The organism is Acinetobacter pittii ATCC 19004 = CIP 70.29, from assembly GCF_000369045.1.
Lineage (GTDB): Bacteria > Pseudomonadota > Gammaproteobacteria > Pseudomonadales > Moraxellaceae > Acinetobacter > Acinetobacter pittii.
On sequence record NZ_KB849790.1, the window covers coordinates 441,422 to 466,902 of the forward strand.

At 38.5% G+C, this 25,481-nt stretch carries 24 protein-coding genes; 12 read left to right on the plus strand and 12 right to left on the minus strand.

The genetic code is table 11. The annotated features are described in order from the left end of the window. Positions 1 to 521: KGG domain-containing protein (locus F928_RS22640; RefSeq protein ID WP_005076553.1), on the minus strand; the 521-nt coding region annotated here is incomplete at its 3' end. A 475-nt stretch (positions 522 to 996) separates the two neighbouring features. Between F928_RS22640 and F928_RS14700 the strand changes: the two genes are divergently transcribed. Together F928_RS14700 and yhxC are read left to right on the plus strand one after the other, a co-directional pair. Beyond that, positions 997 to 1,398 carry a DUF6367 family protein gene (locus F928_RS14700; protein WP_005076555.1) on the plus strand — a complete coding sequence of 134 codons (402 nt, stop codon included), beginning with the start codon at positions 997 to 999 and terminating at the stop codon, positions 1,396 to 1,398. A 139-nt stretch (positions 1,399 to 1,537) separates the two neighbouring features. After that, positions 1,538 to 2,416, plus strand: coding sequence for an SDR family oxidoreductase (yhxC, locus tag F928_RS14705; RefSeq protein ID WP_005076558.1), 879 nt, complete (start codon positions 1,538 to 1,540; stop codon positions 2,414 to 2,416). A 54-nt stretch (positions 2,417 to 2,470) separates the two neighbouring features. Here the strand turns inward: yhxC and katE are convergent, their stop codons facing one another. Next, complete coding sequence (katE, locus tag F928_RS14710) at positions 2,471 to 4,615, minus strand: catalase HPII (protein WP_080632720.1); 2,145 nt, start codon at positions 4,613 to 4,615, stop codon at positions 2,471 to 2,473. 41 nt (positions 4,616 to 4,656) lie between these two features. Beyond that, a complete protein-coding gene (locus F928_RS14715) occupies positions 4,657 to 6,075 on the minus strand; it encodes an iron-containing redox enzyme family protein (protein ID WP_005076561.1) in 1,419 nt (472 codons plus the stop codon). 314 nt (positions 6,076 to 6,389) lie between these two features. Here F928_RS14715 and F928_RS14720 point away from each other — a divergent pair, with 314 nt between their 5' ends. The 3 genes from F928_RS14720 (at position 6,390) to surA1 (ending at position 7,806) form a co-directional block, all read left to right on the plus strand. Beyond that, positions 6,390 to 6,866, plus strand: a complete 477-nt coding sequence (locus F928_RS14720) for a CinA family protein (protein WP_005076563.1) — start codon at positions 6,390 to 6,392, stop codon at positions 6,864 to 6,866. Positions 6,867 to 7,145: 279 nt separating this feature from the next. Continuing rightward, the gene (locus F928_RS14725; RefSeq protein WP_002114279.1) at positions 7,146 to 7,373 is read left to right on the plus strand and encodes a hypothetical protein; all 228 of its coding nucleotides are present in this window, start codon (positions 7,146 to 7,148) and stop codon (positions 7,371 to 7,373) included. A gap of 115 nt (positions 7,374 to 7,488) precedes the next feature. After that, a complete protein-coding gene (gene surA1, locus F928_RS14730) occupies positions 7,489 to 7,806 on the plus strand; it encodes a surface antigen protein 1 (protein ID WP_002114287.1) in 318 nt (105 codons plus the stop codon). Between the two features lie 82 nt (positions 7,807 to 7,888). Here surA1 and F928_RS14735 read toward each other — a convergent pair whose 3' ends face one another. From F928_RS14735 to F928_RS22480, 3 genes are all read right to left on the minus strand, one after another. Then, positions 7,889 to 8,110 carry a hypothetical protein gene (locus tag F928_RS14735; protein WP_002114549.1) on the minus strand — a complete coding sequence of 74 codons (222 nt, stop codon included), beginning with the start codon at positions 8,108 to 8,110 and terminating at the stop codon, positions 7,889 to 7,891. 95 nt (positions 8,111 to 8,205) lie between these two features. Further along, the gene (locus F928_RS14740; RefSeq protein WP_005076565.1) at positions 8,206 to 8,634 is read right to left on the minus strand and encodes a hypothetical protein; all 429 of its coding nucleotides are present in this window, start codon (positions 8,632 to 8,634) and stop codon (positions 8,206 to 8,208) included. A gap of 265 nt (positions 8,635 to 8,899) precedes the next feature. Beyond that, positions 8,900 to 9,046 carry a hypothetical protein gene (locus F928_RS22480; RefSeq protein ID WP_002114459.1) on the minus strand — a complete coding sequence of 49 codons (147 nt, stop codon included), beginning with the start codon at positions 9,044 to 9,046 and terminating at the stop codon, positions 8,900 to 8,902. Between the two features lie 905 nt (positions 9,047 to 9,951). Between F928_RS22480 and F928_RS22645 the strand changes: the two genes are divergently transcribed. Then, on the plus strand, positions 9,952 to 10,254 hold the full coding sequence (locus F928_RS22645) for a hypothetical protein (protein ID WP_016806122.1): 303 nt from the start codon (positions 9,952 to 9,954) through the stop codon (positions 10,252 to 10,254). On the opposite strand, the gene F928_RS14755 is transcribed toward F928_RS22645, so the two are convergent. Further along, positions 10,247 to 11,152: a LysR family transcriptional regulator gene (locus F928_RS14755; protein ID WP_005076569.1), complete on the minus strand. Its 906-nt coding sequence runs from the start codon at positions 11,150 to 11,152 to the stop codon at positions 10,247 to 10,249. The two genes, F928_RS22645 and F928_RS14755, sit on opposite strands and share 8 nt — an antisense overlap. 111 nt (positions 11,153 to 11,263) lie before the next feature. Here F928_RS14755 and F928_RS14760 point away from each other — a divergent pair, with 111 nt between their 5' ends. Then, entirely contained in the window at positions 11,264 to 12,502 is a 1,239-nt protein-coding gene (locus F928_RS14760) for an SGNH/GDSL hydrolase family protein (RefSeq protein WP_005076570.1), read from the plus strand. A 47-nt stretch (positions 12,503 to 12,549) separates the two neighbouring features. Here F928_RS14760 and F928_RS14765 read toward each other — a convergent pair whose 3' ends face one another. The 5 genes from F928_RS14765 to F928_RS14785 form a co-directional block, all read right to left on the minus strand. Then, the gene (locus F928_RS14765) at positions 12,550 to 13,905 is read right to left on the minus strand and encodes an MFS transporter (RefSeq protein WP_005076572.1); all 1,356 of its coding nucleotides are present in this window, start codon (positions 13,903 to 13,905) and stop codon (positions 12,550 to 12,552) included. 100 nt (positions 13,906 to 14,005) lie between these two features. Then, positions 14,006 to 15,289: a DcaP family trimeric outer membrane transporter gene (locus tag F928_RS14770; RefSeq protein WP_080632735.1), complete on the minus strand. Its 1,284-nt coding sequence runs from the start codon at positions 15,287 to 15,289 to the stop codon at positions 14,006 to 14,008. Positions 15,290 to 15,565: 276 nt separating this feature from the next. Further along, on the minus strand, positions 15,566 to 16,237 hold the full coding sequence (cmoA, locus tag F928_RS14775; RefSeq protein ID WP_005076575.1) for a class I SAM-dependent methyltransferase: 672 nt from the start codon (positions 16,235 to 16,237) through the stop codon (positions 15,566 to 15,568). Between the two features lie 71 nt (positions 16,238 to 16,308). Continuing rightward, positions 16,309 to 18,003 carry an AMP-binding protein gene (locus F928_RS14780; RefSeq protein WP_005076578.1) on the minus strand — a complete coding sequence of 565 codons (1,695 nt, stop codon included), beginning with the start codon at positions 18,001 to 18,003 and terminating at the stop codon, positions 16,309 to 16,311. Positions 18,004 to 18,112: 109 nt separating this feature from the next. Continuing rightward, positions 18,113 to 18,730, minus strand: coding sequence for a TetR/AcrR family transcriptional regulator (locus tag F928_RS14785; RefSeq protein ID WP_004793061.1), 618 nt, complete (start codon positions 18,728 to 18,730; stop codon positions 18,113 to 18,115). Between the two features lie 144 nt (positions 18,731 to 18,874). Between F928_RS14785 and ivd the strand changes: the two genes are divergently transcribed. The 5 genes from ivd to mvaB are packed head-to-tail and all read left to right on the plus strand — an operon-like array spanning position 18,875 to position 25,388. Then, complete coding sequence (gene ivd / locus F928_RS14790) at positions 18,875 to 20,047, plus strand: isovaleryl-CoA dehydrogenase (RefSeq protein ID WP_005076583.1); 1,173 nt, start codon at positions 18,875 to 18,877, stop codon at positions 20,045 to 20,047. 24 nt (positions 20,048 to 20,071) lie between these two features. Next, positions 20,072 to 21,673, plus strand: a complete 1,602-nt coding sequence (locus F928_RS14795) for a carboxyl transferase domain-containing protein (RefSeq protein ID WP_005076585.1) — start codon at positions 20,072 to 20,074, stop codon at positions 21,671 to 21,673. Positions 21,674 to 21,682: 9 nt separating this feature from the next. Continuing rightward, on the plus strand, positions 21,683 to 22,486 hold the full coding sequence (locus tag F928_RS14800) for an enoyl-CoA hydratase/isomerase family protein (RefSeq protein WP_005076587.1): 804 nt from the start codon (positions 21,683 to 21,685) through the stop codon (positions 22,484 to 22,486). A gap of 11 nt (positions 22,487 to 22,497) precedes the next feature. Further along, positions 22,498 to 24,489: an acetyl/propionyl/methylcrotonyl-CoA carboxylase subunit alpha gene (locus tag F928_RS14805; RefSeq protein WP_005076590.1), complete on the plus strand. Its 1,992-nt coding sequence runs from the start codon at positions 22,498 to 22,500 to the stop codon at positions 24,487 to 24,489. Next, positions 24,486 to 25,388: a hydroxymethylglutaryl-CoA lyase gene (gene mvaB, locus F928_RS14810; RefSeq protein ID WP_002114272.1), complete on the plus strand. Its 903-nt coding sequence runs from the start codon at positions 24,486 to 24,488 to the stop codon at positions 25,386 to 25,388. Before F928_RS14805 ends, mvaB begins: the two co-directional genes overlap by 4 nt. The last annotated feature ends 93 nt before the right edge of the window (positions 25,389 to 25,481 follow it).

The following is a 25,481-nucleotide window of genomic DNA, read 5'->3' on the forward strand; positions in this document are numbered from 1 at the left end:
CCACCTGAGCGGCCACCGCGATCGTCATCATCATCGTCATCATCACGGCTACGACCTCGGCCTCGGCCACCTGAACGGCCACCGCGATCGTCATCATCATCGTCGTCATCACGGCTACGACCTCGGCCTCGTCCGCTTGAACGGCCACCGCGATCATCGTCGTCATCGTCGTCGTAACGGCTTCGGCCTCGACCACCTGAGCGGCTACCGCGATCGTCATCATCGTCGTCATCATCACGACCGCGGCCACGACCATTACGGCCATCATTTTTATGGCTTAATGCACCCGCTTCACGCGCTTCTTCAGACGTAAATTCATGAGCGTTACCACTTGCATGGGCTGCTCGGCCAGCTTCACGAGCTTCTTCAGAGGTAAACTCATGTGCATTACCACTCGCGTGAGCAGCTCGCCCACCTTTGCTGGCTATTTCTCGTACTCTTTCAGGATCCATACTTGCAAATCCACGATTTGAAGTACCTGTTCTATTGTTATCATCATCTTCATATCTAGTATTAGCCATAGTTATATCTTCCTATATTTAATTATAGTCACTACCGCTTTTAGTTAACGGATTTAATAACAATAGAATATCTATAATATTTTCCCACCCAAGTGATGTATCAATCCTTTTAAATGTATATCAATCAAAAAATGAAATTTCTTATAAACATATTATTTTTAAAATATTTTAAAAAATTTTAATTATTAATAATTTTACTCTTTAAATATTGGATATACTCATTATTACCTAAGGGCACACTACAATATATTTTTACAAACACAGTTAAAATATATTAACTGATAACAAAAAATTTCAAAATGTACAAAACAGTAAACTAACACAACATCAGATCTATTGAGAAAATAACAATCAAACAATTATTTTAATTAAAAAACAATAACATATATCATTACATTTTCAGAATTAATTTACTTGAGAGATTAATATGAATATTTAAAACTATTTTTAATAAGATGGTTTGAGTAACTTAACTATGCAATTAAAAAATCAACAGTCAGCTCTAAAATATATCCATATTTCTATCCCTGAAATTTTACTAGGACATATTAAGTCCAAAAACTCATGGCAGGACTATGACAAAGAATGGAGCTATAGATTAGACCCACCTCATGCAAGTCATCCCTTCCAAAGAGACTTATATATTATTAAATCAAAAAATATAGAACATGAAGATATAAAACTGTTGCTAGATAATATAGCTATTAAAAATAATAAAAATTCAGAAAATATAGATGGAGCAAAAGAAATTATTAAAAAAATATTAGATTTATCTAATAATATACCGATAGAAAACTGGTTAGAGGATACAGGAAATAGATCTATTATTGAAAGCATGATTGATAAAAACAAAATCAAGTTAATCGATATTATTTAGTCCTTAAATATAAAATAGTTTTTTACATCCTTACAAATAAAATAACAAAGATAACTTATTAAAAAATTCATTTTACTCACATTTACGCGGTAACAGCACACTATATGAAAATTAGATATTACAACCGAGGTATTTAAAAATGGAAAACTCAACAAACCAGTATCCAACATCTGCCCCCGCACAAGTTCAATCTCATCAACCAGGTGATCAGGAAAAAATGCATCCTGAACCTGAGATAATAAAAAGTACCCATAAAGGTAGCGATAAGCTAAAAGATAAAGTTGCCGTTATTAGTGGTGGCGATAGCGGTATAGGTCGTTCTGTCGCAGTATTGTTTGCTCGTGAGGGCGCTGATATTGCGATACTTTATCTCGAAGAAGATCAAGATGCCGAAATCACTAAACAACTCGTTGAAAGAGAAGGACAACATTGCCTTTTATTAAAAGGTGATATTTCTGACCCAGATGTTGCAAAACTCGATATTGATAAGGTTCTACAACATTACGGCAAAATTAATATTTTAGTGAATAACGTTGGTGTGCAATATCAACAAAAAGAAATTGAAAGTATTAGTAATGAGCAATTAGAAAAGACATTTAAAACTAATATTTTCCCAATGTTTTATCTTACTAAAGAAGCCATTCCTTATATGGAAGAAGGTGACAGTATTATTAACACCACCAGTATTACCAGCTATCAAGGCCATGATGAGCTCATTGATTATGCAAGTACCAAAGGTGCGATTACGACTTTTACGCGTAGCTTATCGAACAATTTAATGAAACAGAAAAAAGGAATTCGGGTAAATGGTGTTGCACCAGGACCCATCTGGACACCATTAATTCCAAGCAGTTTCGATGCAGAAACCGTTAAAGAGTTTGGTAAAGACACCCCAATGGGAAGAATGGGACAACCAAGTGAAGTTGCTCCCGCCTATCTTTTTCTTGCCTCAGATGATGCAAGTTACATTACAGGTCAGGTTATTCATGTAAATGGCGGTCAAATCGTAAATGGTTAATCCCTAAAATATAAAAAAGCCCTGAAAGTTAAAACTTTCAGGGCTTTTTGTTTGTTAAGCTGGTATGTGGGCAGCTATTGGTTCTCGTGACCAAACACGATGAGCCATAATCAGGTTTTTGAACTTTTCAGCAATCGGCTGGAATTCATCTCCAACTAGAGTGCCTTCATCGGGAACTAAACCTAGCGGTTCAAGTAAATCAGATTTATTACCTAAAAACGCAATTGGTTTTAAATGCTTGTAAGCCTCTAATAGATAATGGCGAGTTACTCCATCTTGCATGACGGCATTTAAGTTATCGCCATCAGGAATGATTACCGCATCGTAAGCAATTGAAGGTTCAGCCATTTGCATACCATCAGCCGTAATAATACTGTCTTGATGATCTTTTACAGGAGCTAAGCTTGGCGCTAATAAATGAAGAGTTACCCCTTCTTTAATTGCCCAGTTTTTCATCGCTTCTAATGCATCAGATTTCACTAAATTATGAATAAGTACTGCAACTTTTCGACCTTGAATATCTTGGGGCGGGAAAGCCAAGAAAGATAATTTAGCCGATTTTTCAACTGCAGTTTTTTTATAATCTAGCGTCAAATCAGGCACTTCAATTCCTAAATTAGCGCCTACTTGTCGTGCTAAGTCAAGATCAATATTTGCTAAAATTTGTTGAACTTGACGCTCACGAATGTGTTTTCGTTGCACTTTACTTAATTCAAAAGTATAGGCATCGACCACATGCTTTTGCTCATGAGGCGCAAGGCTCTTATAGTAAAGGCGCGGTTGAGAAAAATGATCAGAAAAAGTTTCGCTTCTTTGACGAAGTTTATGTCCGCTAATCTGTTCAGGATAGCTTTCAAAACCGCCGTTTGAAGCAGCAGGAGGGGTTTCGGCTGGCCAATCATTATCAATTGAGTTTGGTTGATATGAAGCCTGCCCTTTATGAATCGTATGCTGGTGAATACCATCACGTTGATTATTGTGGAATGGGCACACAGGTTTATTGATCGGAATTTGATGGAAGTTTGGTCCACCTAAACGGCTTAACTGTGTATCCGTGTATGAAAATAGACGTGCTTGTAGAAGCGGGTCATTTGTAAAATCAATTCCCGGCACAATATGTCCCGGACAGAAAGCCACCTGCTCTGTTTCTGCAAAGAAGTTATCAACATTTCTGTTTAAAACAAATCGGCCAATTGGTGTCACTGGAACCAGCTCTTCAGGAATAATTTTTGTTGGGTCCAATAAGTCGAAGTCAAAGTTCATCTCGTCTTCTTCTTCAACAATTTGTACACCGAGTTCCCATTCAGGATAAACCCCATTTTCAATAGCTTCATAAAGATCACGACGGTGGAAATCTGGATCTTTACCAGCAAGCTTTTGAGCTTCATCCCATACTAGCGCACTTAAACCTTGTTTAGGGGTCCAGTGGAATTTCACAAAATGTGATTTTCCTTCGGCATTAATGAGACGGAATGTATGAACCCCAAACCCTTGGATTGAGCGTAAATTACGTGGAATTGCACGGTCTGACATAGCCCAAATCACCGCGTGTGCTGACTCAGGTACTAAAGACACAAAATCCCAGAAAGTATCATGTGCAGTTGCTCCTGTTGGTATTTCTGTATCTGGTTCAGGTTTTACTGCATGAACAAAGTCTGGAAACTTAATCCCATCTTGCACAAAAAACACAGGCGCATTGTTGCCGACTAAATCAAAATTGCCCTCTTGGGTATAGAACTTAATGGCAAAACCACGAATATCACGGACCGTATCAGCAGAACCACGTGGTCCCTGCACTGTTGAGAAGCGTACAAAAATTGGAGTTTGAATGGTTGGGTCAGTCAAAAAACCTGCTTTTGTTAAACGCTCATTTCCTTCATAAGCCTGAAAGTAACCATGAGCGCCCACGCCACGTGCATGCACAATACGCTCAGGAATACGTTCATGGTCAAAATGAGTGATCTTTTCTCGTAAAATAAAATCTTCTAATAGTGTCGAACCGCGAATACCTGCTCTTAAACTATTCTGGTTATCAGCAATTTTAACCCCTTGATTTGTGGTTAATGCTTCATTGGTTGCATCGTCTCTGACTGAGTCTAATTGTTCAGTTTTTTGGGTAGTATTGGCTTTATTTGCAGCGTCAGCACCAGCCATTTCACTTGTTTTATTTGTTGATTTAACATTATCAGTCATGTTCATTACCTATGTTTTAAAGTTAAACGTGGGGTGAATTAAAAACTTCAAGAGTTAGTTTTGTTAAAGGAACTTAAATATGGAAAAAGGAGCTCGACATATTTACGTGTGCTCCAAAGCCCAATGCTTTTATGGTGTGAATCTGGAGCCAAAAACGGAGTCAGCTTGCATATTTTTATTGCAAGATCAGGTGTCTGACGTATACGCTCTTGGAGTGCATCCAGTTCGCCATCAGAAATATAGCTAAACAGATAATCTTGAATACGCTGGCTATTCTTAAGCTCCCTGCTGTAGGCCAAGTAGTTAGAAGAATGATCACTACCTGCAATCCAGTCATGAATAATTTGTCGTTCTACAGGGTTAAATACCCCAAACATTTTTCCATTTTCTTCATTAATCATTCGCCAGAACACGCTCTGCTCAGGATCGGTATTCAATTTAATCCACTTGTGATCAATGAGATGTGTAACCAAGCCTTTAACGTCTTCTGGATTTGATAACCATTGGTTAATGGTTTTGCATCCAAACTGTCTGGTTTCGTTATGTATTAGCTGACCCACGAGCGCTTTTCTTTTTAAAATTTTAAGGACTAAATCTTCAAGATTTAAATTTTTAATAATTTTTGAAGAAGAAACGCCATGGTTATTAAGAGCAAAACCACGTTTTAATTTATTAAAGAAAGCTTCTTTATCTCTGTATTTATCGTAAATATTTTCTATAACTTTAATTGCTTTATCTGCATGTCCATTATCAATATTATCGATAGTAATGTGCAAATTAAAATATTTAGAATCAATACCCAGTTCTGCCAGCTCATAATTACTAATGAGTAAGTGCAGTGGCAGTTGCTCATAACCTAAATTGAAGCCGACAATTTCGGGAATAAACTCAGGTGGAGCATAGCCAAGCGCCAGCTGAATCACGGCATTATGATAGTATTCATCCTCTAAAAGCAGGTCAAAACTATCAAGTCCTAGACTACGCAGTAAGTCTTCATAGATACAGACGTGATTTGCTTTCGGCTCACCGAGTCCAAGCTCTTCTAGATAGGTAATAATAAGGTCATGAAAAACCGGATCGTTCCAGTAGTGAACTGAGCTATAGAGCCATGCACCGTCGACCTTTTTAGTTGGAGAGACCTTAATTAAAAATTCAAATGCCTGACCGACATTCTGGAAGTATTCTCTCTCACCCCCACTTTGTCTACGATTTAAATAAGCCTGAAATAACTCACAATTTTGTTTATTGTCATTTACACACCATTCTTTAACCGTATTTATAGTTGCAGGAAAATCTATTTCATTTTCATTTATTTTATCTATTTCTTTAACAAGGAAATCTCTTGCTTTCTTCTCTTTTTCAAAACTAGAAATATCAGGATCAAGGAAAAAAACGAATAATTCGTAATAGTTCTGTTGATTATCTTGTAATAGGTCTAATAATCTTTTTTTCACTACAACAGGCATTTCTATTCTCCTTTAGTGAGATATAAATTACCATACTTTAACCAAACTATAATCCCAGCCTATCTTTGTTATATTACGTTATTAAGAAATCTCATATATTTTTAAATCATTAAAATTCAATAACATAAAAAATAACACAAACTTACATTCTCAACTTTAGAATAATTTAACTATCTGTTTTTATAAAAAATATATAAATAACAAACTAAACTTACATTTGAGTTACTTTTAAAATTATAAAGGCTAAAAACTTAACAAAAAGAAATTAAAAATAATTTTATAAATAAATTAAAACAGTTTTAGGGAGAAAACAAATGTTTAACTCATGTTGCAAATTACTAGCACAGGAAAAAATTAAAATCGCTTTTTTTGAAAGTGCTTCGGCGGGTTATCTCGCTTACCGTTTTTCTTTAAGCCCCTATTCTGGTAACATTCTTATTGGAAGCTTAGTTAGCTACGACTTACGTGTAAAAGAAAATACACTTCACATTTCACCTGAACTCATTGAAAAATATACACCTGAGTCGATGCAAGTCACTGTAGAAATGATCAAAAAAGGTAAAGAACTTTTACATGCCGACCTTTATATCGCTTGTACCGGGTTATTAAAAAAAGGAGGCTCAGAAACTCAAGAAAAACCTGTAGGCACCTTTTTTTATTCTATTTATTATAAAGATAATTTTTATAATTTTAGACGTATATTTAAAGGACCTCCTAGCCTTAAGCTTATACAATTACTCTATTACATTACACAAGATATTAAATGCATAATATCAGATAATAAAAAATAGAATTCTTTTATAAAAGATAACAAATACACATTTAGAAATGATCATAGTTTTTATTTAACCTCTATGTACCCAAATGTAATTTTAACTATATTCATATTAATTATGTTTAATCATTAAAATTACATTTTATAGAAATCAAGGTTTTATTTAATTTTTAAATTTACATTTAAATATAGGGTAACACCCCAACGCTACACATTAAAAATTTTCATGTTTTAATGAACCTATCTGAAGCTCTCAGATAAAACACACATCATAAATGATATGAGGTAATTAAAGATGAGCACTACTAATAATCAAAGCAATCAACGCAACAATCAGCAGCAACAACAACAGCAAAACGACAACCGTAACAACCAGCAGCAACAAGGCAACCAACAGCAAAACGATCAACAGCAACAAAACAATCAGCAACAACAGCAAAATGACAACCGCCGCCAACAACAAGGCTCTAATCAAAAAGATTCAGGCCAACAAAACTCAAATAACAATAATCAGCAACGCTAATCCGTTGTTGAATTAAATGTCATTTGATGCGGTCATTCATTTTATTTAGGAAGGTGGCCTCACCTTCCTAAATTTAACATAAGCATAAAATTAAATAAGAGAAGAGGAAAAACTGATGACAGATCAAAATACAGACCATGCTCAACTTGTAGCTGGCGACCATAATTATTCTGACTCTCGCTGGCGGGAAAGTTATCTTACTCGACCTTATTATCAAGAAGCTCAATTAACTACGCCAGATCTGGATTATGATCGTGATTTTTCTGCAGCTTATGAACTAGGTCATCGTGCCCGTTCAGAATCTAAAGAAGGAACTCAGTTTGAAGAGATGGAAGGTAGCTTGCAACAAAAATGGGAAGAGCTCAAAGCTGAGTCCCGATTAAAATGGGAACATGCAAAACAAGCCATTAAAGATGCATGGGATGACATGTAACATCCTTAATTGGTCCAAAGCATATAGCTTATTTCCTATTGGCCCTGGGAAATAAGCTTTTTTATTATTTGAAGTATTTATATTAGAAAAACGGCGGCATATTAAAATTATTACTAAGATATTGATTGGCTTGGTGCGGATCATCAAAAATTTCTTTTTTAAATTGTACATCCGGCGTTGTAGATAGAGTATGTGTTGGTTTGATCGTAACTTCTACTACATATCTGTTTTGTTCTTGCTTAGCTTTCACACCATAAATTTCAGAGTCATTAATGCAAGTTCCATCAGTAAAATATACAAACATACCGCCACCTTATCTCTTAACTAAAGTTACTGGTTTTTCCCATTTATTTAACGTAAAAGCCTAACAATAAACTTGAGCCGTACGTAAACAAAATATCAATTTTGGTTTTTCTTAAAATATTCAATAATTTCTTCCCCGTTATTCACGGGAGTTTCTTTACCTGCATATGTTTCTTCATAAGCATATGCAGGTAATGCAACTTTATCGCGAATTGGCGGTAACTTTTCTTGGCCACCTGTGGTAATACGCTCAATAAAACCTGCAAGCCACAATACAAATTCTTGTGTGTTTTTACTCTTCGGAATAATACTTAAATCTAATTTAATTTTAGATTCCTGAAGAGGCTTAATCAGCAATTCAGCAAAATCAATATAATTGTATAAAAGTTTAAGTTTTGTCCCCTTAATCTCATGTCTAAGCTCAATCATTAAATTGTTAAGATCTTCCATAGGATCATCTACAAACCCTTTTTTTTCCTTAACATTTTGATAGATTTTCTCAGCTATTTTTAAGTACTGGGGCATATCCTTACCTTTAAAAATTGTTTTCACTAAAATGAATTTTGGATGAATATAAGTAATTTATTGTGTTTATTTTATTAATTTTTTGAAACTATAATTTACTGAGGAAACAATTCAATAACAACAAATTAATATAAAGGCTATAACACACTAATTTATTGATTAATTTTATATTTTTATATAATTGCTTTTTTTATTATGTTACATATTTTATAGAAAATAACGATAAGAAAACCCACATAAATGTAGGTTTTCTTAAGTGAAATAATTATGAGTTTTTATCCATTTGTTGAGTAGTTGCTGGGTCATTCGAGCCATGTGTTCCATCATCATCTGTTGAATTTCGATCTTGGCAGGCACTCATACCCATTGCGATTGCAACTACCATACTCACTGCACAAAAAATTCTTAACATTGAGGTCACCCTTATAAATCTTAAGATGTAGGCTTATGAATAACATTATCTTATGTTGGCCTACCGCTGTGGTTCTCTTAAGTTTTGTAGGTTGTGCAAGCTTTTGTAAAAATCTAAATAATATAAATGTTAAAAAATTACTTTTCTTGCAATTGATATTTTAATTAAAATTTGGCAACGGCTATTTATTTAATTACATGATATTCATAAAATCAAAATTTCCCGCTCTTTTTTGACTTATGTTGAAATAAGTCATTACTTGCAAACACTATATAAATAAACAATTAATAAATATTTGATATATAAACATTAAAAATTATTTTTTAACCTCTATTGAACCATTATTCAATATTTTCAATTCTAAATAACTCATTATTTTATTAATGAAAATTTAAAAATATTAATATTTGTTTATATAAACCAATCTTTTATTTTTGCAATTGACCCGCTTTAAGGCTCAGCTTATGATGCTCCGGCTGACCTATTTTGTCAGTCGGTTTTAGCAGACCGTCTACCTAAGCGCACTAAAAACAAGTTTTTTGGTGTGTAGCCCCTCGTGCCTTTGACGGAGGAACGGGAGTGGGACACCTTCGGGTGTGCTGGTTTCTTAGGTATCAGTCTGCTAACCCTCTTTCGTTTCACCACCATAATTAATAGCAGTGATTGGGCGCAACTTCTTTCATCAAGGAGTCTCTAATGACTATTATTTTATATCGTGTTTTTTCTTCTACTCTTCATCACGTTATCGACTTAACTGAAACTATTTTCAAGAAAATATCCTACAGTTTTATGTTTCTGCTTTCCTATCTTTTCAGAGTAAATATTTCCATATTTAACGCTCGATAAAGACTAGAAAATTTCTATAAACATGACTTAACGATAACAACAACCAATGAAGAGCAATAATGATGTTTTTTTTATATCGTATTGTTTTAATCTGCACCCTATTAATAAGTTCTATAAGTTTATTAGGTTGCAGGTCTATCAGTAAAAATGAATTTAATACACATTGTGTTTGGGCAGGTCGTGCACTTTCACAATGCAACTGTATTTATAACTCTTTAGAAAAACATTATTCGCCGCAGTTTGTAGAGAACTTACCCAAAGTAAGCTTACAAAATATTAATGCGAATATGCACTTTGTGGAAACTATGAATGAAACTATGCACCAATGTCAGTTAAGCGCAAGAAAAGACTCAATTAACTAACTTTTGCATGCTCTACCAAGAAATCTAAAAAAGCCCTTACGCGCTTAGGGACATATTTATCATGTCCTATCCAAACAGCATGAAATTCTTCTGAAGCCTTGATATTCCAGTCTTCAAGGATTTTGACCAACTGTTTTTGTTCTAAAGCTTTTTTGACTTGGAATTGGTTAAGCTGTGCAATACCAGCACCTGCAAGCGCTAACTGCAAGATGGCTTCTCCATGATTTATTCTTAAAACCTTAGTGGGAGCAAGTGTGATTTCTTGATCGTCTTTTTTAAAAAGCCACGTTTTATTTTGACGTTGGTAACTTACGTCTAAAAGCTGATGTTCGTATAACTGTTCTGGATGCTGCGGATAACCATTCTTTTCAATATATGTAGGTGAACATACATAATGTTTCTGAGTGCGTCCGAGTGAGCGAGCAACCAAATTTGAGCTTTTCAAAGGTCCCGTGCGAATTGCAACATCAATTCTTTGTTCAACTAAATTAATGACTTCATCACTCAAATGAGCTTCTAATTCTATTTGTGGGTAGCGCTCGTTAAATAGAGAAATACAAGGCAATAAAAAATGCGTCCAATATGAAAGACTGGTATGAATTCTAATACGCCCTTGCGGCATGTGATTTGCAGTAACAGATTGTTCTAGTTCATCCAGATTATTAAGTATTTGAATGCCTTGCTCATAAAATTGGCATCCTTCACTGGTAAGCTGAAACTGGCGTGTTGAACGGTTCAGTAGTCTGACGCCAAGTCTTTTTTCTAAGCGTGAAATTAACTTACTCACAGCAGACGGCGTCATGTCACAAGCTCTTGCGACTGCTGAAAAGCTTCCTAACTCGACCACTCGAATAAAAATTGCCAACTCCCCAGACCGATTAATATCAAAATATGACATAACAAAATCTATTTATGAATTTCATTCACAAATCTTATTCCGCTTAGGTCGCTATAACAAGCCAGCAATTTGTTTCAAGATAACTTTAATTCGTTTTAAAGAGTTCACGAGATGAAACTTTATCAACCCGCCCTATTCTCTCTTGTTTTATTTACGAGCTTTGCACAAGCAGAAGTACAAAAGAGCCAGTGGGTTACCACTTGGGCAGCTAGTCCACAAAAAGTCTGGAATAAAGATTTCGTTTTCCCGACCAATATTCCAGATCAAATATCGAATCAGACCATTAAACAAATTAGTCAAATTAGTTTAGGTGGTGAAGCTATTAGACTCGTTTTTACCAATCAATATAGCGATCAACCGCTCTATATTGATAAAACTACCGTGGGGCTAGTCAAAGGACAAAGTCTTAAATCAAAGAGTGCTTATCCAGTTTATTTCTCTGGAAAGCTTAAAGCACAAATTTTACCAGGCAAACAACTGATGAGTGATCCAATCCAGCTCCCTGTTCCAGATCATGGGCAGTTAATGGTAAATACCTTTATTCAAAGGCCAACTACATTTAAAACTTTTCATTGGGATGCGAAACAAACCAGTTGGCTCATTACGGGTAACCAGACCGCGAACTTAAATACGCCTAGCAGTGCAAAAAAAACAACCGCACGATTATTATTATCGTCTATCGAAGTAAAACCAAAGCGTAAAGCCCATGTTGTTGCAGTCATTGGCGACTCAATTACCGATGGTGCAACTGCAACTCTAGACGCAAATACTCGATGGACCGACTTTTTAGCTAAGCGCTTATCGCCACATCAAGTCGCGGTCATTAACAGTGGAATTTCAGGAAATCGACTACTCACAGACGGTATGGGTGACAGTGCTTTAGATCGTTTGAAAAAAGAAATATTTCAATATTCAGGTGTGAAAACATTAATTGTTCTGGTGGGTATTAATGATATTTCATGGCCCGGTACTGCTTTTGCACCTAAACAACAAATACCGACTTTTGAAGCACTTACTCAAGGTTATAAACGTGTTGTAGATGAAGCACATCGCCAAGGTATTCAAGTGATTGGAGCAACCTTATTACCATTTTCAGGAGCTTTACCAAATACTCCTCTTGATAACTACTATCAACCGAATAAAGATGAATTACGTCAGCGCATTAATCACTGGATCAGAACCAGCCATACATTTGACGGCGTACTTGATCTTGAGCGAGGTTTAAAAGACCCTAAGCATCCTGACCGATTAAATCCAATTTATGATTCGGGAGATCATTTACATCCGAATGACCGTGGGAATCAACAAATGGCAAATCTGGTTGATGTAAACCAGTTACTCCATAATTAATGTCTAGATACAGGTAGGAATTTGCTTCCTACCTGTATCAATATGGATTAATTCCCCTCTAACTCGACATTAAGTTTTGGTGTAATAGGCTGTTTTTCAGCTGCATATCGTCTTAAAACCATGACGGCGAAAAGCGCTAAAATTGCAGGAATTGCGATCATCACAAAGTTCATCTTATGTGGTAACTCTAAACCCAATAACAGGCCCGTTAAGATAGGTCCAACAATAGCCCCAATTCGACCTACACCAGAGGCACAGCCAATCCCAGTAGAACGCACACTTAGTGGATAATATTGTGCAACATAGCTATAAAGAAGAATTGAAGTACCAATCGTTGCAGCTCCTGCAACGGTCACCAAACCATATAAAACATAGGCGGGTGACTTAAGGCCTAAACCGACTAAAGCTAAAACTCCCGCCAGTAGCATTCCCATAATTACCGGTTTTAAATGGAATTTATCAGACAAAATACCGCCGCCGATTGAACCGATCATTGCGCCAACATTTAGAGCAAGCAAGAACAAAATACTCTTTCCGAGTGAATAACCTGCTGCCAGCATGAGTTTTGGTAACCAGCTACTTAAGGCATACACCATGAGCAAGCACATAAAGAACACGAGCCAAAACATGAGTGTATTGAAAGCACGGCCTTGTTGAAATAATCCCTTTACAGAACTACCTGTTGGAACATTATCTTCATTAAGCACTAATTGCGTAGTGATCGTTAGGTTTTGTTCAGGCGAAATTTTTTGAATAATGCGCTGTGCTTGCTCAGTCTTACCCGTCTTAACTAAAAAGGTTAAAGACTCAGGTAAAAACTTCCAAATGACAGGTAATAAAAATAATGGAATACCGGCAATTAAAAACATAATTTGCCACCCCTGACTTTCAACCAAATAACTACCGATCAATGCTGAAAGTATTCCCCCAATTGCATAACCACTAAACATACTTCCCACCAAAGTACTTCTTATACGTTTAGGCGCATATTCTGATGTAAGTGCAACTAAATTTGGCATAACCCCACCAATGCCTAGTCCCGCCAAGAACCGAAGTACCCCAAACTCAAGTGGGCTTGATGCAAAAGCACCTAAAAAGGTAAAACCACTAAAAAAAGTCACACAGATTAAAATTACCTTTTTACGGCCTATTTTGTCTGCCAATGTTCCAAAGAACATTGCCCCAAACATCATTCCGCATAGTGCTGTACTTGCTAACATCCCCGCCTGTACAGCTGTTAACGACCACTCTTGCATTAGCAAAGGCAGTACCACGCCATAAATCACCAGATCATAACCATCAAAAATAATAATTAATAAACACCAAAGTAAAATACTCCAGTGAAAAGGGGTAAATCTGGCCTGATCAATAACTTCATTTACATTTAATTTAGATGTTGTCATTTACTCACCTCCTTTGTGAGATAAATTCATATTCAATTTTTTAAAACGACATACTGCACCCTAAAGAAAAAACAAATTATTCAAGGTTTTATTGAATAAATTAAAAGTCATAACTCGCCATCATATTGAAGCGGTTATCAATCCCGTTACGTCCATCAAAAGTTTCTCGTTCGCCATACACATATTCGACGCCCAAGGTAATTGGTTTGTATGGGTTATAAAGTGCATTCACCCAGCCCTGCCAAAGCTCTTTATTTTGGGTAGTGCTATTACGTTGTAATTCGGCAAAACGGTTATCATCTTTGGCTTTCATATAGCCGTAGCCTAAAGTCGAGCGAATTTGCGGTGTAAATTGATGAGTAATACCTAAAGAAACGGTGTCAAATTCATTGCTATGCATATTGTTTTGATCATCTATTACATAGCCGCTGTTACTCCATAGTAGGAAACGCCCATCTCCTTTGACATGGTAATAATCGGCTTTGAGTAATGTATCAGGTGTAATTTGGTATTTACCGCCGAAGCCTACGCCCCAAGCGACTTCCTCATCATGATTAGTTCTCTTTTCGGCAACAAAACTACGTCCCGACAACATCGAGCCATTGGCAAATTTATGATTTAAGCGACCTACCAACGCTGGTAAACGCATTTTATTATCTGGGTCTGAGCTCGCAGTATATTTCGGATCTTCAACCGATATTGCAAAGCTTGTATTTGCCGTTAAGTTATCGCTATAGCGAACTAGCGGTGATCTTAACAATGCACTGCCTACAAATGTGCCCGCATCAATCGTTTCCGGATAATATTCGGGTGCGATAAATGTTGACCACGTTTGACCGATAAGCCATTTATCAAAAGTTAAATAAGCATGGCGTATCCGAAACTGATCACGAGTGGCTGCGCCAAAGAAGTCCATTTCCAACTTTCCGCCCACCTCACCCGCGGCCGTCGGGGTTTTAAAATTCAACCCGAAACGTGTCACATTAACGGTGCTGTGCAACTGGTCTTTTTGTGCAGATTCTTCTGGCGTGTTTTCAAGTGGAACACCGCTAATATTGTTATACATGGTAGATGCCCCCTTCATTTGATAAGAAGCATCTGCCCGTATATAACCATATAAGTTAAATTCTGCGCCAGACTTAGTTAACCCTTGTTTTGTAGGCTGAATAGCTTGGGGCGTTGCAGAAGTTGCTAGCTCCACTCGTCCTTGCGATAAAGATTTTTGCACCTGCATATTGGCTTGTAACATAGCCCGAAGTTCTTTCACTTCTTGGCGAAGTTGTGCTATTTCAGGATCTGTTTGACCTGCAAAAGCCGAGGACACAAGCAGAGTCACAGAAGCAGCCAACAGGCTTTTTTGAACCGTTGTATTTAAAACTTTCATCATGAAATTTTCCTTTTGATCTTTAATTCGACTTAAAGATCTCGACATCCTTTTTGTTATGTACCCATCTAAAATAGGTGCTTAAAATTTGTCTTTCTTTCACAAGAAAAACCTTCGATCATATTTTTTAGACAAAACCTCCCTAAAGCAGCCTGAAAACCACTTTTAATTTGTTTTAAGTAAAGCTAAATCTTCTAATTTTTTTCAGTTTTTATATTCTCGTCCTCATTGAGAATATGCAGGTTTTATATCCGTATTAATGCTTTCCCAAATCCATTATTTTTTTGCAATAAACCCTTGATACGTCAAAATTTGCGTATAAGGATGCACACTTTCAAAACCAGTTTTTTCTAAAAGTTTTATATATCCTTCAGTGGTTAGGCTAAAAAAGTCTTGCGCCATACGCTCTAACATTTTTTGACATTGTTCTTCTGTTAAGCCTTGTGCCAAACATAAATAACGTAAAGCTTGAAGATGCTGTGGATTTACACACCTCATTAAATCGTAGGTCAGCAAAATCGCTTTTTCTTTTAAGCGATCATAAATACCCTTAAAAAAAACAGGTTTTATGTCATCTGCAATAAAATGAGCTACGAGAATAGAAAGTGCAGCATCAAAGCAATTCTCAAGAGGTAAAGCTGACGTTTCACCGTGAACAAAGGTGACTTGAGAAGATTTATCTAAAAGTTCAACCTGTTCCTGAGCTTTTTGCAGCATAGTCAAAGATGGTTCAACTGCTGTAAATTTCCAGTTTGGATGACGTTTAAGTAAATATTCGAGTTCATACCCCGTGCCACAACCCACAATTAAAATATGAGCATTTGGCGGCAACACTGATTGCAAAATGGCATCCACCTGTTGATGGATCACTTCATAACCCGGAATTAATTTACGAATATGTTCGTCATATCCTTCGACTACCTTTGGGCTATTAAAGTCTTTTGCCATTTTGTTTATCCTCTATTTAAACTGCCTTTCAACTTATAGTTTGCTGCACTTTGACCTGACTTTCGACTTCTTTAATCAAAGACATTTCCAGTTAAGTTAAGTTCAGCTCGCATAATTTCCTGCAATTTAAACTTTTGCGCTTTGCCTGAAGCTGTCATTGGAAACTCATTAAAGAATCGGACATAGCGCGGCACTTTATTATGAGAAATATGCTCTTTGCAGAATTGGCGAATGCTGTCTTCATCAATTTGATGATGCTCATGCAAAATAATACAAGCACAAAGTTCTTCACCATATCTGGCATCTGGTAAGCCTATGACTTGGACATCACTCACATCTGGATGGGTATATAAAAAGTCTTCAATTTCTTTTGGAAACAGATTTTCCCCACCACGAATCACCACATCTTTAATACGGCCTTTAATTTTAATAAAACCATCTTGGTCCATTTCGGCAATATCACCCGTATGCATCCAGCCAGCTGAATCAATGACCTCTTTGGTCTTTTCTTCTTCGCCCCAATAGCCAGCCATGACTGAATAACCGCGAACACATAGCTCACCCAAAGTTCCTTGCGGAACAATCTGGCCTTCTAAATCGACAATTTTAATTTCAACATGCGGATGAACATGCCCAACTGTACTTACTCGTTTATCAATCGAATCATTTACCGAGCTTTGCACACTCACTGGCGAGGTTTCAGTCATACCATAACAAATGGTGATTTCAGACATATGCATTCGGTCTATGACACGTTGCATAATTTCACGTGGACAAGGACTACCTGCCATAATGCCTGTTCTTAAGCTCGACAGGTCAAATTCATTAAACTGTTCATGTTCTAAAGTGGCAATAAACATGGTCGGCACGCCATAAGCTGCCGTACAACGTTCTTGATGAATCGCTTTTAAAGTTTCTAAAGGATTAAATACCGCCGATGGATAGACCATGGTTGAACCATGTGTCACACATGCCAGATTCCCCATGACCATGCCGAAACAATGAAACAACGGCACAGAAATACAAACTTTATCTTGAGGGGTTAAACGAATGCCTTCCCCCACGAAATAACCGTTATTTAAAATATTATGATGGGTCAACATGGTCCCTTTAGGGTTACCTGTTGTACCTGAAGTAAATTGGATATTAATGGTTTCATCAAACTGATGTTGCTTCGCTAATTGTTTTAATTGTTCTAGCTGTTCAGAAGTTGGTGTAGTAACTAAATCACTAAAGCGATAAATACCCGTATGTTGTTGATCATCGATTTTAATGACAAATTTTAAATGTGGCAGTCGCGCTGAACTGAGCACTTTATCTGGACTGTTGGCTAACTCAGGGGCAATTTTTGTCAGTAATTCTTGATAATCAGTCGTTTTGAATTGAGAAGCAATAATCAATCCTTTGCATGAGACTTTATTCAACACATATTCAAGTTCATGGCTTTTATAAGCTGTATTTAGATTGACTAAAATAATCCCTGCTTTAAAAGCTGCAAATTGGGTTACCGTCCATTCCACACAGTTAGGTGACCAGATCGCTAAGCGATCTCCTTTTTTTAATCCCAATTTTAAAAGGCTACACGCAAAAGCGTTTACTTCATCCTGTAAAGCTTTGTAGGTTAATCGTCTGTTTTGATGGAAACTGACGATTGCTTCCTTTTCTGCATATTGCCAACAGGCCTGATCGAATTGTTCACCAATGGTCATACCCAATAAGGGCTGTGTGCTTGGTCCCGAGGCGTAGCTTAACCGTTCTTGTTGCATTGAATCATTCTCCTTGATTCTTTTAATTCTCTTCTTACCTGATCTAATTGTTGTTACTGCAACTACTTTTCCAAACCGCCTACTTTGTAATGTTTATCCTTTATATGCCCTATTTCTTCTGCACAGCATCTACACAAAAGTCAGCAATCTGTTTTGAAAAATAGTCTTTGTGCGCATGATCAAACTTTGTATTTTGAGCTGGGTCTAGGGGTTCAACCACCACATAGGTCATGGCACCGACAACACACAGTGCTGCTGTATTTAAATCGTCCAAGACAAACTCACCACTTGCATTTCCATCCGCAAGTATTTTTTTAATACTTTGTTTAATCAATTGCTTCACACGAAAACGCTCATGTTCAACCGTTGAATCGACGGGTTCAAACATGAGTGAATATGCAAGCTGAGGACTATTCAGTGCCCGTTTTACAAAGGTTGCCACCGCCTTGTGTAATTTCTGCTTTGCCGATAACTCACTTTCGGTAATCGAATCAATCACCAATAGTTCTGTATTAATAGCCTCGGACAAAACCTCAATCAGCACTTGGCTCTTATTATCAAAGTAGCGATAAACCAATCCACTAGATACACCCGCTTGCTCTGCAATTGTTTGTATTTGCGCGTCTTTAAATCCTCCCTCTGAAATTATTTTTCTGGCTGAATTCAAAATCGATTTACGATTTTGCTCCATCCGCTCTTGCATTAAAGATGATCGTTTATAGCTCATAATTTATTCTCTAACAAATAAAATGAATTGTAAATCATTTTATGAATCTGTATTCACTTTTTCAAAAAATCATTGTATGGTAATTATCAAATACCCACAAAATATTTTATGGACAACAAATATAACCAATAGGATGAAAATATCATGAACCTACGCAGCTTGAATTTCGGTCTAGATGAAACTTTAATTGCGCTTCAAGATTCGGTAGCCGCTTTTTGTGCAAAAGAAATTGCACCAATTGCCCAACAAGTTGATCAAGACAACAAATTCCCTGCACATCTCTGGAAAAAATTCGGAGATATGGGCCTTTTAGGCATGACAGTTTCTGAAGAATATGGCGGCGCTAATATGGGTTATTTAGCTCATATTATTGCCATGCAAGAAATTTCGCGCGCTTCGGCAGCCATTGGTTTGTCTTACGGTGCTCATTCTAATTTATGTGTAAACCAAATTAACCGTAACGGTAACGAGCAGCAAAAACAGAAATATTTACCAAAATTGATTTCCGGTGAATATGTGGGTGCCCTTGCGATGTCTGAACCGAATGCGGGTTCTGATGTTGTTAGCATGAAATTACGTGCTGAGCAAAAAGGTGATCACTTCGTTTTAAATGGTTCAAAAATGTGGATCACTAACGGCGGTGATGCAGATGTACTCGTGGTTTACGCTAAAACTGATCCGCAAGCTGGCGCGAAAGGCATGACAGCTTTTTTAATTGAAAAAGGCATGAAAGGCTTTAGTCACGGTAACCATTTAGACAAACTCGGTATGCGTGGCTCTAACACTTACCCTCTGTTCTTTGACAATGTAGAAGTACCTGCTGAAAACGTACTCGGCGGCGTGGGTAACGGTACAAAAGTACTGATGAGTGGTTTGGACTATGAACGTGCAGTTTTAAGTGCTGGCCCTTTAGGCATTATGGATGCCTGTCTGGATGTGGTAATTCCTTATTTACATCAACGCGAACAGTTTGGCCAAGCTTTAGGTGAATTCCAGCTTATGCAAGGCAAACTTGCCGATATGTATTCAACTTGGTTGGCATGTAAAGCTCTTGTCTATGCTGTTGGTGCTGCCTGTGATAAAGCTGACCATGACCGCAGCCTACGTAAAGATGCTGCAAGTGCCATTTTATATGCTGCTGAAAAAGCAACATGGATGGCTGGTGAAGCAATTCAAAGTTTAGGCGGCAACGGTTATATCAATGAATTCCCTGCTGGCCGTTTATGGCGCGACGCAAAACTTTATGAAATTGGTGCAGGAACTTCTGAAATTCGCCGCATGCTGATTGGCCGCGAACTCTTCAATGAAACCAAATAATAATTATAAATAAGGACGCATCTTATGAACCAATTACAAAGCAAGATTAATGTTCGAAGTGAAGACTTCAAAACAAACCAGCAAGCCATGCAAACATTGGTCACAGATCTCAAACAAGTTGCCCAGCGTATTGCTTTAGGCGGCGGTGAAAATGCCCGTCAAAAACATCTGGCTCGAGGTAAGCTTTTACCCCGTGAACGTATTGATCAACTGATTGATGTCGGCACGGCATTTTTAGAAATTGGTCAGTTGGCAGCGTACAACGTTTATGAAGATGATGTTCCTGCTGCGGGTGTAATTGCTGGTATTGGTCAAGTCAACGGCATCACTTGCATGATCGTTGCCAACGACGCAACGGTTAAAGGTGGAACGTATTATCCCCTTACAGTTAAAAAGCATCTACGTGCACAAGAAATTGCTGAACAAAATCACTTGCCTTGTATTTATTTGGTGGACTCAGGCGGTGCCTATTTACCAATGCAAGATGAGGTTTTCCCAGACCGCGATCACTTCGGGCGTATTTTCTACAATCAAGCACGTATGTCGAGCCTTGGTATTGCCCAAATTGCTGTGGTGATGGGGAGTTGTACCGCAGGTGGTGCATATGTGCCTGCTATGTCTGATGAAACCATTATTGTACGTAACCAAGGTACGATTTTCTTAGGCGGCCCTCCTCTGGTAAAAGCTGCAACTGGCGAAGTCGTAAGCAGTGAAGATTTAGGTGGTGGTGATGTTCACACACGTCTTTCAGGTGTGGCTGACCATTTAGCCGAAAATGATGAACATGCAATTGCGATTGCGCGAAACATTGTCGCTAACTTAAATAAGAAGCCAAACGAGTTAAATAAACAAGTTGATGAACCATTGTTTGATGCGTCTGAACTCTATGGTGTGGTGCCAAGTGATGCGCGTAAGCCTTTTGATGTGCGTGAAGTCATTGCACGTATTGTAGACGGCTCGCGTTTTGATGAATTCAAAGCACGCTTTGGCTCAACCCTCATTACTGGTTTCGCTTCACTCTACGGTATGCCAGTCGGCATTATTGCCAATAACGGTATTTTATTTTCCGAGTCTGCACAAAAAGGTGCGCATTTTATTGAGCTATGTACTCAGCGCAATATTCCATTGTTATTCCTACAAAACATTACGGGCTTTATGGTTGGTCGCCAGTATGAAAATGAAGGGATTGCAAAAAACGGTGCGAAACTGGTGATGGCTGTTGCAACCGCAAATGTACCAAAACTCACCCTAATTATTGGTGGTTCGTTTGGTGCAGGTAACTATGGGATGTGTGGCCGCGCTTATTCACCACGCTTTTTATGGACTTGGCCGAACTCGCGTATTTCAGTGATGGGCGGCGAGCAAGCGGCAAGCGTACTCTCGACTTTAAAACGTGATCAGATTGAGCAAAAAGGTGCCGAGTGGTCAGCGCAACAAGAAGACGAATTTAAACAGCCAATTCGTGAACAATACGAACGTCAAGGTCATCCGTACTATGCTTCTGCTCGCCTTTGGGATGACGGCGTAATTGACCCAGCGCAAACTCGTCAGGTACTTGGTTTAAGTTTGGCTGCGGCCATGAACGCCCCAATCCAGCCAACCAAATTTGGCGTGTTCCGCATGTAAGAGGTGTATATGAGCTATCAATTTTTACAACTCGAACAACAAGGTCAGGTTGCCTACGTTTGGCTGAACCGCCCTGAATTGCACAATGCTTTTAATACAATCGTCATTGAAGAACTACATGCCTGCTTTAAGCAAATTAATACACGTGATGATATTCGTGTTGTGGTTCTAGCTGGTCACGGCAAAAGCTTTTCGGCAGGTGCCGACCTCAACTGGATGAAACAGGCAGGTCAGGCATCTTCAGCAGAAAATGAAGCAGATGCATTAAAACTTGCGCAAATGTTGGATGCACTTGCAACGCTAAAACAACCAACTATTGCTCGTGTACATGGCATTGCCTTTGGCGGCGGTATGGGCTTGGCGTCGGCATGCGATATTTGCATCGCCAGCACTGATGCCAAGTTTGCAACCTCCGAGGTTCGTTTAGGACTTGCTCCATCCACCATTAGTCCCTATGTAATTCGTGCAATTGGCGCAAGACAAGCCTCTCGCTATTTCTTAACTGCCGAGCGAATTTCAGCACGTGATGCTAAGCATATTGGTTTAGCACACGAGGTTGCAGATGCCGAAGACTTAGATAAAAAAGTTCAAGAAATTGTTGATGCGCTATTACTCGGTGGCCCGCATGCTCAAGCGGCATCAAAACAACTCATTCAAATGGTGAGCAACCAGACCATGAGCAATGACTTGCTACAACAGACAGCACATCATATTGCTCAAGTTCGTCAAGGCAGTGAGGCAAAAGAAGGTCTGAGTGCCTTTTTAAATAAGCAACAGCCTGCTTGGGTTTCTAACTCGAATAACAACAATTAAGGACGATCATCATGTTTGAAAAGATTTTAATTGCGAACCGTGGCGAGATTGCCTGCCGTGTAATTCGCACAGCTAAAAAATTAGGTATTGCAACGGTTGCCGTTTACTCAGATGCAGACGCAAATGCACAACATGTCAAACTTGCAGATGAAGCGGTTTATATTGGTCAGTCCCCTGCAACGCAAAGTTATTTACAAGCCGACCGCATTATTCAAGCAGCGATTGAAACAGGCAGCCAAGCGGTTCACCCAGGCTACGGCTTCCTTTCTGAAAATGACCAGTTTGCGCTCGCTTGCCAACAACACAACATTTGCTTTATTGGCCCGCCAGTAGATGCCATTTTAGCGATGGGCTTAAAAGCGACCTCAAAAGCTTTAATGGAAAAAGCAGGTGTTCCTTTAACACCGGGTTATCACGGAACCAACCAAGATGCCGACTTTTTAAAACAGCAGGCAGATCGAATTGGATATCCTGTTTTAATTAAAGCCAGTGCGGGCGGCGGTGGTAAAGGTATGAGTCTGGTTGAACGCAGTGAAGACTTTTTGCATGCCTTAGCCTCTTGTAAACGTGAAGCTAAATCGAGCTTTGGTAATGATGATGTCTTGATTGAGCGTTATGTGATTCAACCTCGCCATATTGAAGTACAAGTGTTTGGCGATACACATGGCAATTATGTACATTTGTTTGAACGTGATTGTTCGGTACAGCGTCGCCATCAAAAAGTGTTAGAAGAAGCCCCTGCTCCACAAATGCCAAGCGAGAAGCTCGATGCAATGCGCCAAGCTGCAATTGATGCTGCGCGTGCGGTAAATTATGTCGGTGCTGGTACAGTTGAGTTTATTGTGGAACAAGATGGAACGGCGTATTTCATGGAAATGAATACCCGTTTACAAGTCGAACACCCTGTCACCGAAATGATTACAGGTGAAGACTTGGTTGAGTGGCAACTTCGTGTGGCTTATGGTGAACCTTTACCTAAACTACAAAACGAATTGCAGATTCACGGACATGCGCTCGAAGCACGGATTTATGCTGAGGAACCTGAAAAAGGCTTTTTACCTGCCATTGGTAAAATTGACTATTTGCGTTACCCAACTCAAAACCAATATGTGCGTGTAGACAGCGGTATTGTTGAAGGCGATGAAATCACGACCTATTACGACCCAATGATTGCCAAACTCATTGTATGGGGTAAAAACCGTGAAGCTGCGCTCATTCAAATGCAACACGCTTTAAGCCAATTCCATGTCGATGGCTTAGGCAACAATATTGCCTTTCTGGAAAAGATTGTTCGTAGTGAATCTTTTAAACAAGCCAAGCTTGATACCAACCTGATTCAACGTGAACAAAACTTCTTGTTTAGTCCTGAAGAAATTAAACCGGAACTGGTGGTAGCAGCAGCATTTATTGAGTTTTTAAGCCAACTTAATAACAACAGCTCAAACCAAAAACAGCTTTGGCAAACTCAGCCACTTTGGCGTTTAAATATTGCTTATCAGCACAGCATCAAACTGAATTATTTAAACCAAAATACCCAAATCAAGTTTGCCTCAAATGAACATGGCTTCACCGCAGAATATAACGGTCAAAGCTACCCGATTTCAGGTCAATTGCTTGATGCGCATATGGCATCTGTTCAAATTGGTGGGACTCAGCAAAAGCTATCTTTTAACCAAAGTCAGCAAGGCATTACCTTGTTCCAAAATGGACAAAGCTATAAGTTTGCATATATTCGCCAAGACTTTAATCAAGCAGATAGCCAAGCCGATGAAGGTCACTTAAAAGCACCGATGCCGGGTGTAGTCACGCAAGTGCTAGTCAGTGCAAATCATAGCGTAAAGAAAGATGATATTTTAATGACGCTTGAAGCCATGAAAATGGAATATACCATTCGTGCGCCTAAAGACGGCGTGATTGTAGACTCCTATTTCCAAGTCGGTGATCAGGTCAAAGCTGGCGACGAGCTTGTTGAATTTCAGCCTGCACAGGAGGAAGTTGCATGAGTGAGTTTGTCAAAATCGTGGAGGTCGGTCCCAGAGACGGCCTCCAAAATGAAAAGCAGGCTTTGACTGTCGAACAACGCTTAAACTTTATTAATGACCTTATTAATGCAGGTCTGAAATCGATTGAAGTCGGTTCATGCGTTTCGGCAAAATGGGTACCGCAAATGGCTCAAAGTGATGAGCTATTTAAGCTGTTACCCCAAACAACTGATGTGCAATTTAGCCTGCTCACCCCCAATATCAAAGGTTTTGAAACTGCTCAAGCGGTAGGATGCAAAGAGGTTGCGGTGTTTACCGCAGCTTCTGAAAGTTTTACCCGCAAAAATATCAACTGCTCTATTGATGAAAGCTTTGAAAAATTTAGCGATGTCATGAGCGCGGCAAAAGCGCATAACATCCGTGTGCGCGGTTATGTCTCTTGCGTTGTCGACTGTCCTTATGAAGGTGCAATTGCCCCTGAACAAGTGGTAAAAGTTGTTAAACGGCTCTATGACATGGGCTGCTATGAGGTGTCTTTAGGTGAAACTATTGGTACCGCAACACCAGATCGCGTTCAAAAGGTTTGGCAAGCCTGTCTTGCTGAACTCGACAGCAAGGTTTTGGCAGGACATTTCCACAATACCTATGGCATGGCGATTGCCAATATTTATCAGTCTTTACAGCAAGGCATTCGTGTTTTTGACTCGTCCCTTGCAGGACTCGGTGGTTGCCCTTATGCCAAAGGTGCCTCTGGTAATGTATCGACCGAAGATTTGTTTTATTTGTTGTCGCACATGGGGTTTGAAACTGGCATTGACTTAGAAAAACTGATGCAAGCCAGTCAAAATATTAGCAATGTATTAAACCGAAAAAGCTTGTCGAATTATGCAAATGCTTATTGGCAAACCAAGTGTGCGTAGTCATTAATTAAAATAGCTCAGCATCTGGTATAAAACTTAATATTAGGCTGAGTACCAGATCATCCTATCTCATCTTTATCTCATTTCGTTCAG

Coding starts and splice junctions, on each gene's coding strand:
- F928_RS14700 (WP_005076555.1), top strand. CDS start 997: ATGCAATTAAAAAATCAACAGTCAGCTCTAAAATATATCCATATTTCT.
- yhxC (WP_005076558.1), top strand. CDS start 1,538: ATGGAAAACTCAACAAACCAGTATCCAACATCTGCCCCCGCACAAGTT.
- katE (WP_080632720.1), bottom strand. CDS start 4,615: ATGAACATGACTGATAATGTTAAATCAACAAATAAAACAAGTGAAATG.
- F928_RS14715 (WP_005076561.1), bottom strand. CDS start 6,075: ATGCCTGTTGTAGTGAAAAAAAGATTATTAGACCTATTACAAGATAAT.
- F928_RS14720 (WP_005076563.1), top strand. CDS start 6,390: ATGTTTAACTCATGTTGCAAATTACTAGCACAGGAAAAAATTAAAATC.
- F928_RS14725 (WP_002114279.1), top strand. CDS start 7,146: ATGAGCACTACTAATAATCAAAGCAATCAACGCAACAATCAGCAGCAA.
- surA1 (WP_002114287.1), top strand. CDS start 7,489: ATGACAGATCAAAATACAGACCATGCTCAACTTGTAGCTGGCGACCAT.
- F928_RS14735 (WP_002114549.1), bottom strand. CDS start 8,110: ATGTTTGTATATTTTACTGATGGAACTTGCATTAATGACTCTGAAATT.
- F928_RS14740 (WP_005076565.1), bottom strand. CDS start 8,634: ATGCCCCAGTACTTAAAAATAGCTGAGAAAATCTATCAAAATGTTAAG.
- F928_RS22480 (WP_002114459.1), bottom strand. CDS start 9,046: ATGTTAAGAATTTTTTGTGCAGTGAGTATGGTAGTTGCAATCGCAATG.
- F928_RS22645 (WP_016806122.1), top strand. CDS start 9,952: ATGATGTTTTTTTTATATCGTATTGTTTTAATCTGCACCCTATTAATA.
- F928_RS14755 (WP_005076569.1), bottom strand. CDS start 11,152: ATGTCATATTTTGATATTAATCGGTCTGGGGAGTTGGCAATTTTTATT.
- F928_RS14760 (WP_005076570.1), top strand. CDS start 11,264: ATGAAACTTTATCAACCCGCCCTATTCTCTCTTGTTTTATTTACGAGC.
- F928_RS14765 (WP_005076572.1), bottom strand. CDS start 13,905: ATGACAACATCTAAATTAAATGTAAATGAAGTTATTGATCAGGCCAGA.
- F928_RS14770 (WP_080632735.1), bottom strand. CDS start 15,289: ATGAAAGTTTTAAATACAACGGTTCAAAAAAGCCTGTTGGCTGCTTCT.
- cmoA (WP_005076575.1), bottom strand. CDS start 16,237: ATGGCAAAAGACTTTAATAGCCCAAAGGTAGTCGAAGGATATGACGAA.
- F928_RS14780 (WP_005076578.1), bottom strand. CDS start 18,003: ATGCAACAAGAACGGTTAAGCTACGCCTCGGGACCAAGCACACAGCCC.
- F928_RS14785 (WP_004793061.1), bottom strand. CDS start 18,730: ATGAGCTATAAACGATCATCTTTAATGCAAGAGCGGATGGAGCAAAAT.
- ivd (WP_005076583.1), top strand. CDS start 18,875: ATGAACCTACGCAGCTTGAATTTCGGTCTAGATGAAACTTTAATTGCG.
- F928_RS14795 (WP_005076585.1), top strand. CDS start 20,072: ATGAACCAATTACAAAGCAAGATTAATGTTCGAAGTGAAGACTTCAAA.
- F928_RS14800 (WP_005076587.1), top strand. CDS start 21,683: ATGAGCTATCAATTTTTACAACTCGAACAACAAGGTCAGGTTGCCTAC.
- F928_RS14805 (WP_005076590.1), top strand. CDS start 22,498: ATGTTTGAAAAGATTTTAATTGCGAACCGTGGCGAGATTGCCTGCCGT.
- mvaB (WP_002114272.1), top strand. CDS start 24,486: ATGAGTGAGTTTGTCAAAATCGTGGAGGTCGGTCCCAGAGACGGCCTC.